General features: G+C 38.3%; 14 protein-coding genes. 13 read left to right on the plus strand and 1 reads right to left on the minus strand.

What is annotated here, in order from left to right:
• Nucleotides 1–29 precede the first annotated feature (29 nt).
• A complete protein-coding gene (locus T529_RS0100210) occupies nt 30–740 on the minus strand; it encodes a hypothetical protein (RefSeq protein WP_033161594.1) in 711 nt (236 codons plus the stop codon).
• Between the two features lie 77 nt (nt 741–817).
• Here T529_RS0100210 and T529_RS0100215 point away from each other — a divergent pair, with 77 nt between their 5' ends.
• The 13 genes from T529_RS0100215 (at nt 818) to T529_RS0100275 (ending at nt 18,812) form a co-directional block, all read left to right on the plus strand.
• Nucleotides 818–1,930 carry a cation diffusion facilitator family transporter gene (locus T529_RS0100215; protein ID WP_051646772.1) on the plus strand — a complete coding sequence of 371 codons (1,113 nt, stop codon included), beginning with the start codon at nt 818–820 and terminating at the stop codon, nt 1,928–1,930.
• 56 nt (nt 1,931–1,986) lie between these two features.
• Nucleotides 1,987–2,907: an aldo/keto reductase gene (locus T529_RS0100220; RefSeq protein WP_033161595.1), complete on the plus strand. Its 921-nt coding sequence runs from the start codon at nt 1,987–1,989 to the stop codon at nt 2,905–2,907.
• Between the two features lie 287 nt (nt 2,908–3,194).
• On the plus strand, nt 3,195–5,648 hold the full coding sequence (locus T529_RS0100225) for an amidohydrolase family protein (protein ID WP_033161596.1): 2,454 nt from the start codon (nt 3,195–3,197) through the stop codon (nt 5,646–5,648).
• Nucleotides 5,649–5,706: 58 nt separating this feature from the next.
• Complete coding sequence (gene pepF / locus T529_RS0100230) at nt 5,707–7,512, plus strand: oligoendopeptidase F (RefSeq protein ID WP_033161597.1); 1,806 nt, start codon at nt 5,707–5,709, stop codon at nt 7,510–7,512.
• 166 nt (nt 7,513–7,678) lie between these two features.
• The gene (locus T529_RS0100235) at nt 7,679–8,062 is read left to right on the plus strand and encodes a metal-dependent transcriptional regulator (protein WP_033161598.1); all 384 of its coding nucleotides are present in this window, start codon (nt 7,679–7,681) and stop codon (nt 8,060–8,062) included.
• Complete coding sequence (feoB, locus tag T529_RS0100240) at nt 8,062–10,434, plus strand: ferrous iron transport protein B (RefSeq protein ID WP_033161599.1); 2,373 nt, start codon at nt 8,062–8,064, stop codon at nt 10,432–10,434. The genes T529_RS0100235 and feoB overlap by 1 nt, the downstream gene beginning before the upstream one ends.
• 137 nt (nt 10,435–10,571) lie before the next feature.
• On the plus strand, nt 10,572–10,820 hold the full coding sequence (locus T529_RS0100245; RefSeq protein WP_033161600.1) for a hypothetical protein: 249 nt from the start codon (nt 10,572–10,574) through the stop codon (nt 10,818–10,820).
• A 64-nt stretch (nt 10,821–10,884) separates the two neighbouring features.
• Nucleotides 10,885–11,664: an NAD(+) synthase gene (nadE, locus tag T529_RS0100250; protein WP_033161601.1), complete on the plus strand. Its 780-nt coding sequence runs from the start codon at nt 10,885–10,887 to the stop codon at nt 11,662–11,664.
• A 185-nt stretch (nt 11,665–11,849) separates the two neighbouring features.
• Nucleotides 11,850–13,043 (plus strand): hypothetical protein, encoded by a 1,194-nt coding sequence (locus tag T529_RS0100255; RefSeq protein ID WP_033161602.1) that lies wholly within the window; start codon nt 11,850–11,852, stop codon nt 13,041–13,043.
• A 9-nt stretch (nt 13,044–13,052) separates the two neighbouring features.
• Nucleotides 13,053–14,246 (plus strand): class I SAM-dependent rRNA methyltransferase, encoded by a 1,194-nt coding sequence (locus T529_RS0100260; protein WP_033161603.1) that lies wholly within the window; start codon nt 13,053–13,055, stop codon nt 14,244–14,246.
• An 11-nt stretch (nt 14,247–14,257) separates the two neighbouring features.
• Nucleotides 14,258–15,190 (plus strand): carbohydrate kinase family protein, encoded by a 933-nt coding sequence (locus T529_RS0100265; protein ID WP_033161604.1) that lies wholly within the window; start codon nt 14,258–14,260, stop codon nt 15,188–15,190.
• 71 nt (nt 15,191–15,261) lie between these two features.
• Complete coding sequence (locus tag T529_RS12405; RefSeq protein WP_051646773.1) at nt 15,262–17,370, plus strand: YhjD/YihY/BrkB family envelope integrity protein; 2,109 nt, start codon at nt 15,262–15,264, stop codon at nt 17,368–17,370.
• 137 nt (nt 17,371–17,507) lie between these two features.
• The gene (locus tag T529_RS0100275) at nt 17,508–18,812 is read left to right on the plus strand and encodes a fused HPr family phosphocarrier protein/2-hydroxyacid dehydrogenase (protein WP_033161605.1); all 1,305 of its coding nucleotides are present in this window, start codon (nt 17,508–17,510) and stop codon (nt 18,810–18,812) included.
• Nucleotides 18,813–18,814 lie beyond the last annotated feature (2 nt).

The raw sequence follows: 18,814 nt of genomic DNA on the forward strand, positions 1-18,814 counted from the left end.
TAAAGGGTACTGAATTATCGACAATTGTATTAATAATCAAGCTTGTTGAAAGCAACATTATAGAAAGCAGGATAGTTTTTAGCGAGATATTCGCTATTGCCAATCCAGTTAATAAGCATTAAACGTAAAACCTTCGCAAAGTCAACATTGAGATGGGCAATGTCTGTTTTAGAAAGCGCATCCCAGTCACCACGAAGTCGGAATTCATCAATCAAATGAAAAACACCCCAAAGCATTTCAGTAAAGTATTCATGTTCAAGTATTAATGGGTTGGAACTGATGACAAGTAAGTTTGCCTGGTTAGAGAGAATGAGATTACGGGCTTTTTCATAGCCTTCTTTATTGAGCTTGACTTTGATTTTATGATGTTCTAGTTTCTGGATGATTTCATCAGCTGTCATGTTGTCAATATTGCCGCCATTTCTTGCCACAAGATGTAAAAAATCATCCTCTTGGGTCATGGAAAGTGTATAATGGGCAAGGATAGCACCTATTTCTGTAAAGAATGTACTTGTCAGCATACGTGTTTTTTCTTTGCGTTCATTCTTTTCACGCCAGTTGAGCACTTCCCCAACCATCAGCGTGGCAAAGGCAATTGTAATAGGCATAAAGGCTAAATCTTGCAGAATATAGAAGAATGTTGTTCTAGGATCATCGAAGATAAGAATCTGGATGGAATAAATAATAATTGATAGTATAAGCAGAATAATTGTTGTTCTGCGCATTGTTTTTAGATTCATAAAAACCTCACTTTCTCAAGTATTGTAATGGAAAGTGATAGAATCGACAATAAAAAGAATGCAGTTAGGAGTTAAATATGGATGAAAATAAGAGAAGAAATGAAGTTGTCAAAGCAGGAACACATGCAGCTATTGTCAATGTCTTGCTTGCTTTATTAGAAGCACTGGAAGGTTTATTTGTAGGCTCTTTTGCGGTTATGCTTGATGGCTTGTCACATATCACTGAAGCAGCTGGTTCAGTCATTACCGTTTTAGGGACAAAGTATGCCGGCAAGCAGGCAGATCATAAGCATCCGTTTGGTTATGGTCGCATCGAATATATGAGTGGCTTAATTGTTGCTGGCTTGGTGACTTATGCAGGCATTACAGCCTTGGTTGAATCAGTTGATAAGATCTTACATCCCGCTGAACCAGCAATGCATTTCTATACCTTACTAGTCGTAGTGATTTCCTTAGTTGCCCGTATTTTTGTAGGAAGACATGATATTCATACCGGACATCTTTATCAGTCAAGTGCCTTAGTTCATGCCGGCAGGGAGGAACTGACCCATTCGTTGATTTCCCTTGGTACACTTATTTCAGGTGCTGTTTATTTGCTTTTTCATATTCAGCTTGCAGGTATCGTTGGCTTAGTGATTTCGATTATCATTATTTATAGTGGCTTGATGATGCTAAGGGATTCAGTCTCACGTCTTCTAGGGGAACATCTTGATAAAGCATTGATTGGTGAGATTAAGGATATCATCAATAGTCATGAGGCTGTCAAGGGAACATATGATGTTGTCATTAATAACTATGGACCAGTTGCCCATACAGGATCAGTCCATATTGCCGTCTTAGATACAATGAAGGCTGAAGATATTGATGTATTAACACGCTGGATTGTACGTGAAGTTAAACAAAAGACCCATGTCTTTTTAACCGGTGTGTCCATTTATTCAATCAATACATGTGACAAAGAAGTCATTGACTTAAGAAATGATGTTCAGTCTATTATTGACAAAGAACCCCATGTTCATGATATGCATGGCTTCTATTATGATAAAGAAAAGCATTCGATTCGTTTTGATGCCGTCATTGATTTTGAAAACAACAATCCCCAGGAAACAAGAAATACCATCAAGAATAAAATCCTTGCCATGCATCCTCAATTACTTGTCTATATCACAATCGATCCTGATTTAGCTTAATCATCTTTTATTTATGCTTTTAGTGATGCATAATAGTAGTAGTAGGAGGATTTCTTATGAAATATTATCAATTATCGAATACACACTATCGTGTTTCAGCCATCGGCATGGGCTGTATGCGTATTGCCAATAAGAGCGCACAGGAAGTCGAAGAACTGATTGATACAGCCCTTGATTGTGGCATTAATTTCTTTGATCATGCCGATATCTATGGTGGTGGCAAGAGTGAAGAAGTCTTTGGAGAAGTGCTCGCTAAGCGCCCTGAATTAAGAGAGAAAATGATTATCCAGAGTAAGTGTGGGATAGTGCCTGGAAAACGTTATGATTTCTCTAAGGACTATATTATAAATGCTGTCAATGGCACGCTCGACAGACTGCATACCGATCATCTTGATCTGCTCTTATTACATCGCCCTGATGCTCTTTGTGATTATGAGGAAGTAGCTGATGCCTTCAATACCTTAAACAAAGAAGGAAAGGTATGCCAGTTTGGAGTTTCCAATCATACTGCTGGTCAGGTAAGACTTCTACAGATGTATGCCAACCAGTCCATTGTTGCCAACCAATTACAATTCTCGATTGTTCACTCAGGAATGGTAGATAGTGGCTTGCATATGAATATGACAGAAGATTTTGCAGTAGATAAAGATGGTGGTGTACTTGATTTTTGTCGCTTCAATGAAATTATGATTCAGGCCTGGAGCCCTTTGCAGGCAAGCTGGAGCGAGGGCACATTTATTGATAATCCTCATTATCCACAATTAAATGAAGAACTCGCAAAACTCAGTGAAAAATATCATGTGACAAAAGCTGCTATAGCTGTCGCTTGGATCTTAAGACATCCTGCCCATATGCAAGTGATTTCTGGTACGACTTCACCAATTCATTTAAGAGAAATGTGTGAAGCTACAAATATTCAGCTGACAAGACAGGAATGGTATAATCTCTATCTAGCAAGTGGGAAGACATTACCATAATAAAACTTACTGCAAAAGAGAACAGTACATTAAGCTTCTTCTAGGTAACTACTTATAAGTTTTGGTAGTTACTTTTTATTTACATTTGTTCAAGACAATAACGAACATGAATGGTATTACTTTTCTCAATAAGAAATATCATAAAAAGCAATAATAAACTACGTAATGCACTATCGAGAAATGTATTTCAAGACATTATGTTTTAAGTGAAGCTTATTCTTTTACGCTTTTTCTTTCATTGTGATAGGAAAGGTGTTAAAGTAGGGGGAAATATAAGGAGAGAGATTATGGCATATTTTGGAAAGTTTTATCTTGATAAAGAGAAGGATATTATTGTCACGCTTGATATGCATGGGGATGATTTATCATATGTCATTACTTCGCCGCATCATAAAACAGGTAATCTCATAACGAATCTCGCAAAGGTTTGTAAGCTTGAAATTAGCTATGATGATTATGGCTATAAAATCATCAAGGGTGATGTGCCTTGTTTTTATAATGGTGATAATGAAATGGTTTATATTTTACGCTTTTATAATACAAAGGTGGCGAATATCTATCCTGATGGACGCATTGAACGTAAGGCCTATGTGCCTGCTATTGCGAAAACACTGATGAGCCAGACTAAGGACTATAAGCTAGATATTGAGAAGACGCTCGTTAAGACTTATATTCGAAGAGAAGTGAAGTTCCATAGTGATCTTCATACCCATCGTTCGGCCAATCTCTCACCTGATATTCTTATCGCCTTAGCCATTCATCATCAGTTGCGTTATCCTTATTATTATATTAAAAAACTACAACTCAATATAACGCCTGCACAAAAAGCTCTATTAGAAAACAGAAGACAGATAATAGCTAGATCATTTGCTCATAGTCAATTAAAAGGAAAGTACCTGGAGCGTAAGATTGATGATCATACTTATCTCAATTTCGCAAGTCTTATTCTTGAAAATATTGAACATGCTTCAGAGAATATAGCCAAGATTAGAGCTTCACTTGCAGTCATGAAAGATGGTCAAGCCGTTTTCACGAATCTTGAGAAAGTCTATATTTATCGTTATGTCTTTACAAAGGGAACAAGCGTGCTTGATCCTATTACTTTAGAACATATTGATGATATTGAGGATGAAGATATTGTCAATACATTAAAACAGATGGAATTGGATCGACTCAATCCTGTCTATCGCTATAATACGCTTTATCAGGACCAGCTTCTTTTTGTTGCGAGAAGTTATCAGAAGGTTGGGGTGACCTATGCAGAAATCTCTGATACAGCTCTTGTTAAGGCAAGTGAAGCAGCCAATACGCTTGCACAGATTCATGAAGTGATGCCAGCTATTACAAAGGAAACAGGAGTAACACTGCGTTTCTTATGTGCTTTTAGACGTATTCCATTGACGATTGTTAAAGATCAAATTGGACAGAATGGTTTTAATGAAAACTTGCAAGTTTTAAAGGCGGTGGCGAATGATCCCTATGTGGCGGGTAGTGATTTTGTAGGAGAAGAAATGAATGATATTCGTGAACTCTCTTCAGTTATTCAGGCCATTGTTGCCATTGCCAAAGATATTCCAAGCTTTGTCATCAGATTCCATGCCGGAGAGAATGACTCATTGCCAGATAATGTTTTAAATAGTGTCCTTGAAGTAGAAAAAGCACTCGCTCCAGGACAGTTCTTTCCCCATGTACGCTTAGGCCATGGTCTCTATACGCCAGCACTTGATAGTCAAAAAGGCAAGCTGCTTTTAGAAAAGCTTAAAGATTATCGAATAGCACTCGAATTCCAGATTACCTCCAATGTTAGACTCAATAATCTCACTGAATTAACACATCATCCCTTAAAAGACTATTTAAGAAATGATATTCGCTGTGTCCAGGGGACTGATGGGGGAGCTCTTTATGGGACTAACTCCATTGATGAACAATTGTCGCTTGAACGCATGCTTGACTTGAGTTTTGAAGAAATGAAGAAAATGCGTGATGTTGAAGCTGCGATTTGTCATACGGCGATGCATGAATTTCATGAGAAAATGGCAGACTTTAAGAAAGCCCTGGGCATACAAAGTGTTGCCACTTATTACAATGAACGTATTGATGAACAAAAACATCATGTGATTACTTTGACGCCGACAAGCCGTAATCTTGAAGCTTCAGTTTCTCTTGCTTCAAAGATTAAGCCATTGCCACTTCATAAGATTCCTATTGTGATTGTTGGAGGATCCTTTAACAATGTTAATCATCAAACAGAATTAAGAGAAGATGAATGTCATCTTCTTGATGAACTCATTGATAGTGTAAAGAAAGAAGATGTCTTCTTTGTGATTGGTTCAAGCATGTCAGGCTATGAAAAATATCTATTGGATCATGCCATAGGTTTCGAGGTCTATAGCTTTGTCCCTAAAATGTTGACAGAAAAAGAAGTAGAACGCATCAAGAAGGAAGATGTTGGTGTACGTATATCCATTGAATCTTCCCCATTAGGTGTTTATAAGAGCTTTGCCTTTGAAATTTTCAAGCGGAGACCTTCTTTGCTGCTAGCTCTAGATGGGCATAGTGCGGCAAGTAATATGATTCAGGATGCAAAAAATAGTCAGTATAAATGTTGGATTGTGGTTGATGAAAGCGTGCCATCCTTGGTTGAAAAAGCCAGTTCACTTGAAGGCTATGTCACTTTCTGGAAGCCAGGTGATGGTGTTCAAGGAATTTGTGAGATGCTTAAGAGAACGATTATTGATTAATCATGTTTCTAGAGTGAAAGAATAAAAAGTGCTATACTCATAGAAAGGAGTGATTTAAATGGCAGAATTATTAAAAGAACGTAAAGATATGGATCCTGCATACATGTGGGATTTGTCAACACTATATAAAGATGATGAAACTTGGGCTAAAGAAAAAGATCAACTAGAAGAAATGATCGGTCAGCTTAGTCAGTATCAAGGCACACTGAATAATGCAAAGAATATACGTACATTCTTTGACTTTGATACAAAGCTTTCACGTAAGCTTTCTGATTATTATTGTTATGCATCATTAAGAAATTGTGAGGATACACGTGATAATGATGGTCAGGCGATGGAAGCCAAAGCTTTTGAAATCTATACAAAATATGCTACTGCAATAAGTTTTGCAGAACCAGAAATCCTTTCACTTGATGAAAAGACAATGGAAGATATTATGCAGGATGAATTGCTGAAGCCTTATAGGTTTACCATGCAGAAATTGCTTGATGCAAAGCCACATGTTCTTTCATCAAAAGAAGAAGCCTTGTTAGCCGCCTATACTGAAGTCCTAGGTGCTCCTGGTAAGATCAGTGAAAACTTACAGGATGCCGATATGACCTTTGATGATGTAGAAGATAGCCAGGGTGAGAAGCACCAGCTAACGGAAAGCAATTATATTCTCTTACAGACAAATACCGATCGTATACTAAGAAAGAATGCTTTTAAAAGCTTTTATAAAAGTTATAAAGGACATATTAATACTTTTGCCGCTACTTATAATGCCAATGTTAAAGAAGCTGTGGCCAGTGCTAAAGTGAGACATTATTCATCTTCTAGAGCCATGAGCATGGCTAATGAACATGTTCCTGAAAGCGTCTATGATGGCTTAGTTGATACGGTTCATGAATATATGAATCAGATGTATCGCTATGTTGCTTTAAGAAAGAAAATGCTTGGTGTTGATGAGTTACATTATTATGATCTTTATACCCCACTTATGCCTGATTCGACAAAGCATTATACTTATGAAGAAGCACAGGAAATGGTACTAGAAGCTGTTAAGCCGCTAGGGGAAGATTATGTCAATCGCGTTAAGCAGGCTTATCAGGATGGCTGGATTGATGTCTATCCAAACGCTGGTAAACGTGGTGGAGCTTTCTCAAGCGGGACATATGATTCTAATCCATTCATTCTGACAAACTTTACAGGCACATTGGATTCCGTAAGTACGCTCGCTCATGAAATGGGACACTCCCAGCATACATGGCTTGCCAACCATACACAGGAACCACAAAATGCCGACTATACGTTATTTGTTGCGGAAGTTGCTTCAACAGTTAATGAAAACCTCTTAATTGAACAGCTGCTTGCCAAAACAACGGAACCAAAAGAACGTCTTTCCCTTTTAAATCAGTATCTTGAAGGCTTTAAAGGAACTGTTTACCGTCAGACGATGTTTGCGGAATTTGAACGCGATGCGCATGCCATGGCTGAAGCAGGAGAGGCATTGACAGCTTCAAGCCTCAACAATCTCTACAAGAAACTTATTGAAGAGTATTTTGGTGAAGATCTTGTAGTTGATGATGAGGTGATGTATGAATGGGCAAGAATTCCACATTTCTATCGTCCTTTCTATGTCTATAAATATGCTACTAGCTATTCAGCAGCTGTTAGTTTAAGTGAAGCCATTTTGAATGATGGTGATGAGGCTGTTAAGAAATATCTTGAATTCTTATCAATGGGTGGTTCAGCTTATCCACTTGATGAATTAAAGCATGCCGGTGTTGATTTCACAACATCCGCACCAGTATCTAGAGCACTCAAGAAGTTTGCAAGCATCTTGGATGATGTTGAAGAAACATTAAAACAGCTTGATAAATAAAAAAGCTCCATTAAATGGAGCTTCAGACTGTCCACAATCATTTGATTGTCAACAGTCTGAAGGAGAGTAAGCTCTCCTTTTTTTATTCTTGTTGTACATAACACGTTAGTTGACGTTAACTAACCAAGTGGTTATAATGGGGCTATGTTTTGAAAGGGGAATGTGTATGGAAGAAAGACATTTGACTGAATCAGAAGAAGATTATCTTGAATCAGTCCTCATGATTACAAAAGAAAAAGGTGTATGTCATTCTGTTGATATTGTCAACCATCTACAGCACCGTAAGTCTTCAGTTTCTGTTGCTTTAAGTAAGCTAGAAGAGAAAGGCTATTTAAGAAAAGAAGGAAGAGATATTATCTTGAGTGATACTGGCATGAAGGCAGCAATGCATGTCTATGAGCGTCATCTGTTCTTCAAGAATGCCTTGATGGAATTAGGCATTGATGAGAATCAGGCAGAAGAAGAGGCATGTGCCATCGAACATGATATCTCCGATGATACATTTAGAAGAATACAAGCCAGAGTTCAAGAACTGCGAGGCGAACAATAATGAAAACACTCAAAGACCTCAATCTTAATGAATCTGCTTATGTCAAGACGGTTGGCGGAGAAGGAGAATTACGCCAGCATTTTCTTGATATGGGTGTTATTCCAGGCGCAAAGGTTACTTTAGTGAAATATGCTCCAATGGGAGATCCGATGGAACTGCGTATTCATGGCTATGAGCTGACATTGCGTCTTAATGAAGCTGAACAAATTGAAGTTACTGATCAGCCTCTTCATGAAGAAAGTGATGCGCCTGATCATCTTGATCGTCCATATCTTGATGCTTCCAATTCACCCTTTGATCATCATCCGGGTTTAGGTGAAGATGGTATTTATCATGATAAAAAGAATGCCCACCCTGTTCCTGAAGGAACAACGCTAACTTTTGCCTTAGCTGGTAACCAGAACTGTGGCAAGACAACACTCTTCAATCAGCTGACAGGCTCAAACCAGCATGTCGGGAACTTCCCTGGAGTTACTGTTGATCGAAAGAGTGGGGCTATTAAGGGCTATCCTGAAACGCTAATTACGGATTTGCCAGGTATTTATTCCATGTCCCCTTATAGTGCCGAGGAGATTGTTTCTCGACAATTCATTCTTAATGAAAAGCCAACAGGTATCATTAATATTGTTGATGCAACGAATATTGAAAGAAATCTCTACTTGACAATGCAGCTGATTGAACTCAATAAACCGATGGTTGTTGCCTTGAATATGATGGATGAAGTCCAGGGCAATGGAGGCAGTATTAAGATCAACAAGCTTGAAGCCATGCTTGGTGTACCAGTTGTTCCTATTTCAGCTGCCAAGAATGAAGGTATTGATGAATTAGTCCGTCATGCCTTACATGTAGCGAAATATCAGGAATTGCCAACCCGTACAGACTTCTGTGATGAAAATGATCATGGTGGGGCAGTTCACCGTGCTCTTCATGCCATTATGCATTTGGTGCAAGATCATGCTCAAGATGCAGAGATTCCTATTCGCTTTGCCGCAAGCAAACTTATTGAAGGTGATGAGGTTGTGCTGAACGCATTAAATCTTGATAATGATGAAAAGAAGGCTATTGAAGCCATTATTGCACAGATGGAAAAAGAACGACATCTTGACCGTGCGGCTGCGATTGCTGATATGCGTTTTGCCTTTATTGAAAAATGTGTAGCAGCAACTGTCATCAAACCAAGAGAAAGCAAGGAGCATGAACGTAGTCGCAGGATTGATGCGATACTTACAGGAAAATATACAGCTATTCCAGCTTTTATCATAATCATGGCGATTATTTTCTATCTGACATTCAATCTTGTAGGTGCTTATTTCCAGGACTTGATTGCAACAGGTATTGATCATTTGACAAATATTGTCGCCTTGGCGATGAAAGCTGGAGGAGTCAACGAAGTTCTTCAGTCTCTTGTCATTAATGGTATATTTACTGGGGTTGGTTCAGTATTGAGCTTCCTGCCTTTAATCGTTCTGCTTTTCTTCTTCCTTTCATTATTAGAAGATACAGGTTATATGGCACGTATTGCCTTTGTCATGGACAAGCTCTTAAGAAAAATTGGCTTGTCAGGAAGAAGTGTTGTGCCTATGTTGATGGGATTTGGCTGTTCTGTACCAGCTGTCATGAGCTCACGTACACTGCCTAGTGATCGTGATCGCAAAATGACCATCATGCTGGTACCCTTTATGAGCTGTACGGCCAAACTGCCTATTTATGCCTTCTTTACAGCAGCCTTCTTCCCTGGACATGGGGCCATTGTGATGGTTCTGTTGTATTTCTTGGGGATTGTCGTAGGCATCTTGACTGCACTCTTAAGCAAGAATACCTTCTTTAAGGGTGAGGCTGTCCCATTTGTCATGGAATTGCCTAACTATCGTTTACCTAGTGTACGCAATGTCCTGCAGCTTCTATGGGAAAAGTCAAAAGACTTTATTCAGCGTGCATTTACCATTATCTTTGTCGCTTCAATTGTCATCTGGTTCTTACAGAACTTTGGCTTACATTTACAGCTTGTCAAGAATCCTGATGATTCTATTCTCGCTTATTGTGCAAGCTTTATTGCCCCAATCTTCAAGCCTCTTGGCTTTGGTGACTGGCGCATTACATCAGCTTTGATTACAGGCTTTATGGCGAAGGAATCCGTTGTTTCGACATTGACTGTGCTGTTTGGTAGCACTGCTCATATTATGTCAACACTAACGACACTCTCGGCTGCAAGCTTGCTTGTTTTCTGCTTGCTTTATACACCTTGTGTTGCCGCTATCGCTAGTATTAAGCGTGAACTAGGGGGACGCTGGGCTGGATTTATTGTCATTTTCCAATGCGTTATCGCTTATCTTTGTGCCTTTATCGTACATACTATTGGATTATTATTCTAAGTCTGGTATCAACCAGGCTTTTTCTTTTCGTTGACTAAGAAATGGGCTATAATGAAAACAGGAGTGATTTTTGTAAGAATCAAATTGCTTGCACTACATGCGAACGATTTGAAATAAAGAAAAGTGTAGGAAAAAATATGGAACTCAAAGACTTATATGAAACATTAAGTTCAGAAATGAAACATAAGATCAGAAGATGTCATTCTTTTATTGAAGCATTGGATGTGCTTGAAGAAAATGATATTGATTTCCCAGACGATATGTCAGCAGGTAACTTTTTTCTTGAAAATACGATCATCTGTCCAGATTGTGGCAGTGTGGATGTTGTAGAAAATAGTGATGGCAGTTATACATGCCAGACTTGTGGAAGAGTGTTTATTGTATAATAAAAATTTATTGCTTTGATAAAGAATTAAGCCTATAATGGGACACATATGGAGGATATGTAATATGTTGAAGAATCCTGAAAAGACAAAAAATGAGATTGTAGCTTGGATTAGAGATTATTTTGAAAAGAATGGACCAGAATGCTCAGCTGTCATTGGTATTAGTGGGGGCAAGGACAGTGGTGTTTGTGCGGCTTTATTAAAAGAAGCACTTGGTAAAGACCGTATTGTTGCGGTATTGATGCCTAATGGTGAACAGAAAGATATTGATGATGCAAAGTTGCTGGTAGATTTGTTGGATTTGCCACATGCAGTATTAAATATTGAAGGGGCATTTAAGGGTATGGCAGAGATGCTGGAAGGAAGCGATGAACTCAAGGCCATCACTCACTTAGATAAGCTTTCTACGGATACAAGAGTGAATTTGCCACCTCGTTTACGTATGGCAACACTATATGCCGTTGGACAGATGCTGCCAAATGGTGGCCGTGTGGTTAACACATGCAACCGTTCAGAAGACTATGTTGGCTATTCGACAAAGTTTGGTGATGCCGCTGGTGACTTCTCACCACTCGCTAATCTTCTTGTTGAAGAAGTTTATCAGATTGGTGAAGTATTGAATCTTCCTGAAAAGCTTGTCAGAAAAGCACCAAGTGATGGCTTATCTGGCAAAACAGATGAAGATAAGCTTGGCTTTACATATGACACACTTGATCACTATGTGCTAACAGGTGAATGTGAAGACGAAAAGACAAAAACAAGAATTGATCACTTACATAAGATCAATTTACATAAACTTGAATTAATGCCATCATTCCCTTTGGATCAGGTTGAACATGAATAGACTCTAAGAGTCTATTTTTTCGTTTAAAAACAAATAATTTCTTCTTTTCATGAATATTTTTCTTTGAAAAAAAGCATCAAAAACTGTTTACGCTTACACCATGGATTATCCTTAATTTTTACTGAATTTTGTGTTAAATTAGTGTTGTAAATTTATGTGTATTGTATTTATTTTTGAAGGAAATTATGAAATTGAATGAATTTAACTGCCACAATCTAGAACAAATTAAAAAAGACTATGAAGTCACCGATTTAGTAGCCCAGGTTATTGAATCACACAATCTTTCACAGGAAGCTTTTAAGGAGTTTGATGAACGTATTGAGTTAGATCTCAACAATCATCCTGAATTACAGCCTTTAAAAGCACAAATTGAAAGATGCCATAATGAGAATGAAAAGATTCTTATTTTATCTTCACATACTGTTGATAATCTCTTTGCGACTATTATCTTTGCCCGTTTATGTGTTATTAAGAAAATTGCTTATACATTAACACATATCAACAAGGATGAAACAATGGTCAGAGGAAATATCCTGATTCTAGGAGAAACCATTCGCTTCCTCAATAAAGCAAAGGGTCTTGATATTGTCCTACCAGAATCCTATCTCGCAAATTCTGGTATTGCCTATTTGATTTCTTCATGCTTTGCGAATGACCGCTATGCCTTGGCCTTAGCTTGCATGGGAACGATTGCTTCAAATAAGGATTTAATTAAGGAAAATCGTACATTATATCATGATGGTAAGCAGCTCTTAGAAGATCAGCGCTATAAATGCATGGAGCGAGTGCTGATTTCTAGAGAAAAACGTAACCAGCAATTACTCTATAATGGCCGTAATTATACACCTTATAGTGCTGGCATGATCCGTCGTCGCTTCGTCTTTCCGCTCAATCGCTACTTAGAGGAACATGGTGATAAGCGCTTTGTCGGATTGATTCAATACTTCTTTAATCCTAATAAGGAAGATAAGAAATATCAGATGTTTGGTACAATGTTGAATGGTATTGATGTTGAAGTACCTGAATTTAATGACAATCCAACATATATTGAGACAAATCTCGATCTCGTCACAATTGATAATGTCCGTGCCTTAGATCATACCTTTGAACCATATCATGCGGGATTCAATCGTCCTCACTGGGTTATTCATGATATCGAAGTTGCTGAATATCGCAAGTTCGACATGGCACGTGGGCTTGAGCTCTCATTCCGCACCAATCATGGCCTAGTTAAGGCTAGTGCCTATGAGAATGAATGTGTTCATGTCAAAATCAATAATGGTGATCATGTCACTGTCGCTGGCACATTATCGATTAATGGCTTTTCTGGCTTGCCAATGCTGCATATGAAAGTGCTAGAAAATTTAAGCAATGAGTAGGGGATTTCTATGCGAAATAAAGTCGTGATATCAAACCAGGGAGCACCTTTTATTGAAAAAGGACAGACCTGGATGTATGCCAATAATTTAGTTCATATAGATAAGAATGCAGTGAATGGTGATGTTGTTGATATTGTCTATGAAAATGGACGATATTTAGCAACTGGCTTTCTCAACAGAGATTCCCATGTCATTGTCAGAATACTTACACGCCAACAGGATGAAAAGATTGATGAAGCATTCTTCATGAAACGCATCAAGTTTGCTTATGATTTCCGTAAATGCGTAGAACGTAAGAATCTCACAAACTGTCGTTATGTCTTTGGTGAGGCAGATGGCCTGCCAGGGTTAACCGTCGATCGTTATAATGACATTCTTGTGACCCAGATTACGTCTTATGGCTTGGAAATGCGCAAAGAAATGCTTTATGGTTGCTTGCTTAAGGTCTTTAAGCAGGATGATGTAGAGATTAAGGCTATCTATGAACGCAATGATGTCAAAGCAAGAGAAAAGGAAGGCTTGAAGCTCTATAAGGGCTTTTATGGCAATCACAAGCTGGCTACAACAACAATCATCAATGAAAATGGCTTAAAACTCTATGTCGATATTGAAAATGGCCAGAAGACGGGCTATTTCCTTGATCAGAAAAGTAACCGCTTATTACTCAGAGAGATGGCTTATGGCAAGAAAGTCTGTGATTGTTTTAGTCATACGGGTGGCTTTGCCCTCAATGCAGCCTTAGGGGGCGCAAGTGAGGTCACTGCCGTTGATGTCAGCAAGACAGCCCTTGATGAAGCATTGGAAAATGCGAAACTCAACCATCTTGAAGATCGCATGAAATTTGTTCAGGCTGATGTCTTTGACTTCCTTGATACAATCAAAGAGAATCAATATGATATCATTGTCCTTGATCCACCCGCCTTCACTAAAAATAGACGCACAATTGATCATGCCTACAAAGGCTATTTAGAAATCAATAAAAAAGCCATGAATGTCTTAAGACATGGTGGTTATCTTATTAGCTGTAGCTGTTCACGTTTTATGGAGCGTGAAATGTATGAAAAAATGCTGAGACAGGCAGCCAGAGAAACAGGTGTCACGCTTAAACAAGTCAGTGTGACCCAGCAAAATCATGACCATCCTATTCTTTGGGGCATGGCCGAAACAAGTTATTTAAAATTCTATATCTTCCAGATCATATAAGGAGAAAAAACATGGGCGTAGTTGTAATAGGAGCCGTATTTGTGGATATCAAGGGATATCCTAATAAATTATATATACCAGCAGGAAGAAATGCCGGCAGAGTGACCCAGGTACATGGTGGTGTCAGTCGTAATGTGGCTGAAGATATCGCAAATGTGGAATTAAGACCAACATTTGTCTCAGTTGTTGATCAGAGTGGTATTAGTGATGATGTCATCAACAAGCTTAACCGCCATAGAGTCAATACCCAATATATCCGTAAAACCGAGGATGGATTGGGGACATGGCTAGCTGTCTTCGATAATGAAGGGGATGTTGTGGCATCCATCAGTAAGCGTCCTGATCTTGATGAAATTGGGACGATTCTTGATGAACAAGGTGATGAAATCATTAAGAATGCGGATAGTGTTGTCTGTGAAATTGATATGAAGGCGGATATCATGAAGAAGATTTTTGCCTTAGCCGAAAAATACCATAAAAAAGTCTATGCCCTTGTTTCCAACATGTCGATTGCCGTTGAACGCAGAGACCTTATTAAACGTACGGATTGCTTTGTCTGCAATCTTCAGGAAGCAGGCATCTTCTTCTCAGATGACTATGAAGGCAAGACACCGGAAGAAATGTGTGATATTCTTAAAGTCAAGATTCAAAGTGCTGAACTGAACGAAATGATTATCACCATGGGATCACAGGGTGCTGTCTATGCTTCAAGTGATGGTGAATCAGGCTATATTCCTGCTCAGAAAGTCTCAGTCATTGATACAACCGGCTGTGGGGATAGTTTCTTTGCCGGGGTTGTCATTGGCTTGACATATGGCAAGAGCTTAGGAGAAGCTTGTGCTATTGGTACAAGACTTGCCTCTAGTGTCATTGCGACAAAGGAGAATGTCTGTCCTAGATTTTTACCATCTGAATTTGGTCTAGATATTGATGTTGAGGAATAATTGCTTTGAACATCCTTTTCTTGGGATGTTCTTTTTTCTTTTGATATAATAATGTAAAGGGGGTGAAGGATGTGGAGAAAAAAGAATGGGTGAAAATGATGAAAGCCTATTATCAAAAAGCGGCAACAATCTTTTCTGATTATCGTCATTATGTCCCATCCTATGCACCTGCTGCCCTGACATTCTATTTGATTATTCTCATTGTCCCTGCTATTTCCATTGTGGCCTTTGCGACAAGTTTATTCCACTTTAATTCAGATATGCTTGTCAATTTATTAGAACAATATCTGACAAGTTCCTATGCGATTATGCTGGTGGATATTATTAAGAATCCAACGATTTCTTTAGGATCATTTGTCGTCTTTGCCTTGTCTCTTTATGCCATCAGTAGAGGTGTTGGCAATGTCTACCAGATCTCCAAAGAACTCTTTCCTGATGCAAAGAATGATGAAGATACCATTATTGGTTATTATGCCTATACCTTTGAAATCACCATTGTCTTATTACTTTTTGCGATTGGCTTTATCTTCTTTATTGCGATTGGGCCGATTGCCGCCTTCTTTGATGTCTTCTATGATTATCTCCTACTAAGACAAATCTTATTGTTTTCTTTATTTATTCTTTTCTTCTCACTTATCTATAAGCTTATTCCTAAGCCTCATATCTTTCTAAATGAAGCCATTAAGGGAGCTGTTGTTACAACATTAGGAGATATCATTTTGTATTTCATTATTCGTTATTACTTCAAGAATGTTTCCTTCTCCAATGTCTATGGACCACTCGCTTCCATTGTCATGGTTTTCTTTGTATTGAATTGGGGCTGTGAGATTTTCTATGTGGGGATGTATGTGACCCATCTCTTTTATGAAAAGCGTTTAGCCCACTCCATTAGTATCATTAAGGTTGATGCCATTAACCATCTTGGTCAGGGGGTTGCCATGCTTGCAGGTAAGAAGACATTACTTAAAAATGTGCTTCCTCATGAAATTGTCCAGGTTGCGATCAAAAAAGAAAGGGCGCATGATATTGATGCCTTGGCAATGAAGATTATTGTTCCTTCAGCAATGCGAACGACACCGGTATGCCTGCAGGCAGATCTGTGTGATAGCTGTTGTTTCCAATATATGGCTTCTTCTGCGCAATTGACCCATAAGAAAGAAACACTTGCAACCCTTATTAAACGCTTTACAACATTCAAAGATTATCATCTCTCTTTCATGCCTTCAGATCAACAGCTGCATTATTTAAAGGATGTTCGATATGATCTCTATGACTATAAAGGAACAGTCTATTTTGGCGAACTGACGAAAGAAAGCATAACCTTCAAAAGTCAATGTCTTCTTAATGATGAAATGATCAACGCTACTCTTCACTATCTTGAAGAAGTCATGAATGCCTGCCATGTGTCAACTTATGATGATCCAACACAAAAAGGCATTAAAGGTGTGCGCATCAAACAGGTAGAAGAAGGCTGTCTTGTCTTTATAGAGAGTGGACGTGGGGATTTAAATGAAGAACTTGTTGAAAAGCTAAAAGCAAATAAGCAGATTCTTGGCTTATATAAATGCCAGGTTATACGTGTTGGGCGCTATATCAAGTTAGGCTCACCAGTGCATATCTATGGCCGTCATCACTATCACCTGACTTCACAAAATATCACCTATCGTTTATCCTACCAGTCTAATTTCACGTTCAATCGTAATCTATCAAAAACGCTTTATGAACTTGTTGAAAATGACAATCATGTGCTTGCTCTTTATTGTGGCAATGGAATGATGGAATATGGACTTTCAAATGAGGTAAGCTGTATTTTTGATGAAGATTATGAATTTGAGGATGCGCTAAGAAATAAGAAAAATCTAAATCTCATCAACATGCATCTCTACAAAGGGCCAGTTGAACAACGGGCAAGTCAGCTTCTTTCTCGTAATCATTATGACAGTGTGATTGTGCATTTAGAAAATCATCAGTTTTCAAGCATTCTTTCGCAATCATTTTATCATTCAGATATCAAGAGAGTCATTGTCATCAGTGATGATGTTTATGGCTTTCTAAAATCCATTCATTCCTATGATACAATGCGTATGCAAACATGTTATAAGCTAACATATGTTGAAGGGTTTGACAAAGCACATTATACGTCAGAAATAGGTGGTTTATTTGTCTTTGTACGTAAATGAGATAAACGTTTTTGACACGCTTTCATTTAATTCATGTTAACGCTATTAAATTATTGGAGAAAAGTACGTTTTTATTAAACGTGTGAATTATTTTGTGCTATTATTTAAGTGTAAAAATATTAGGAGGCTTATTACAGATGAAAAAATTTTCTTATGTTGTTGTAAACCCAATGGGTGTACACGCTCGTCCAGCTGCTTTACTAGCACAGTTATGTGTTGGTTTAAGAAGTGCAGTAACTATTGAATGCAATGGTAAGACTGCTGGAGGTAACAACGTACTTCAGGTTTTAGCTCTTGAAGCTAAGAAGGGCGACACTTTAAATGTAACAGTTGAAGGTGTTGATGAAGAAGAAGCAGTTAAGCAGGTTGAAGATTTATTACATGGTGATTTCGAAGAAAAAGCACCTGAAAAAGTCTTAAAGATTGCTTTCTTTGGTACTAAGGACTATGACAGAGTATTCTTCTCAGAATTAGTAAAAGATAAAGGTCCAGGCACTTATAATTCAGATATTAAGTATTTCTCTACTCGTTTAACTCCTGAAACTGCTCAGTTAGCTAAAGGCTATGATGCAGTATGTATCTTCGTTAATGATGAAGCTCCTCGTTCAGTTGTTGAAACATTAGCTGAATGTGGTGTTAAATTAATCTTATTACGTTGCGCTGGCTTCAACAATGTTGACTTACAGGCAGCTAAGGAATGTGGTATCAAGGTTGCTCGTGTTCCTGCTTACTCACCATATGCAGTTGCTGAACATGCAATGGCTATTCTTCAGGAAGCCAACAGAAGACTTGGCAGAGCTTATAATAAAGTGAAAGATAATAACTTCGCTTTAAATGGCTTACTTGGTGTTGACTTACATAATAAGGTTTGTGGTATCTTAGGTACTGGTAAGATCGGTCAGTGCTTCGCTAGAATTGCTAAGGGTTATGGCATGACTGTTATTGGCTGGGATGCTTTCCCTAACAAGAAGCTTGAAGAAGAAGGCTTGTTAACTTATGTTAGCAAAGATGAATTATTCGAAAGAGCTGACTTAATTTCATTACATTTACCACTTATCATGGGTGAAGGTGGAACATATCATATCATCAACAAAGATACAATCGCTAAGATGAAAGATGATGTTATGTTAGTGAACTCTGCACGTGGACCATTAATTGACGCAGAAGACTTAATCGCTGCATTAAAGGATGGTAAATTCCATGCTGTAGCACTAGACGTATATGAAGGTGAAGACGCTAACGTTTATACTGATAGAAGTGATGAAAGATTACATTCTTCAATCACAGCACGTCTAACAATGTTCCCTAATGTTGTCTTAACTTCACACCAGGCATTCTTCACTAGAGAAGCATTACAGGCTATCGCAGTAACAACTATGGAAAATGCACGTAACTTCAATGAAGGTCGTGACTTAGGTACTGCTGAAGTCAAAGCTAAATAATA

It is taken from the genome of Sharpea azabuensis DSM 18934 (assembly GCF_000702165.1).
In the GTDB taxonomy this organism is placed as follows: domain Bacteria; phylum Bacillota_I; class Bacilli_A; order Erysipelotrichales; family Coprobacillaceae; genus Sharpea; species Sharpea azabuensis.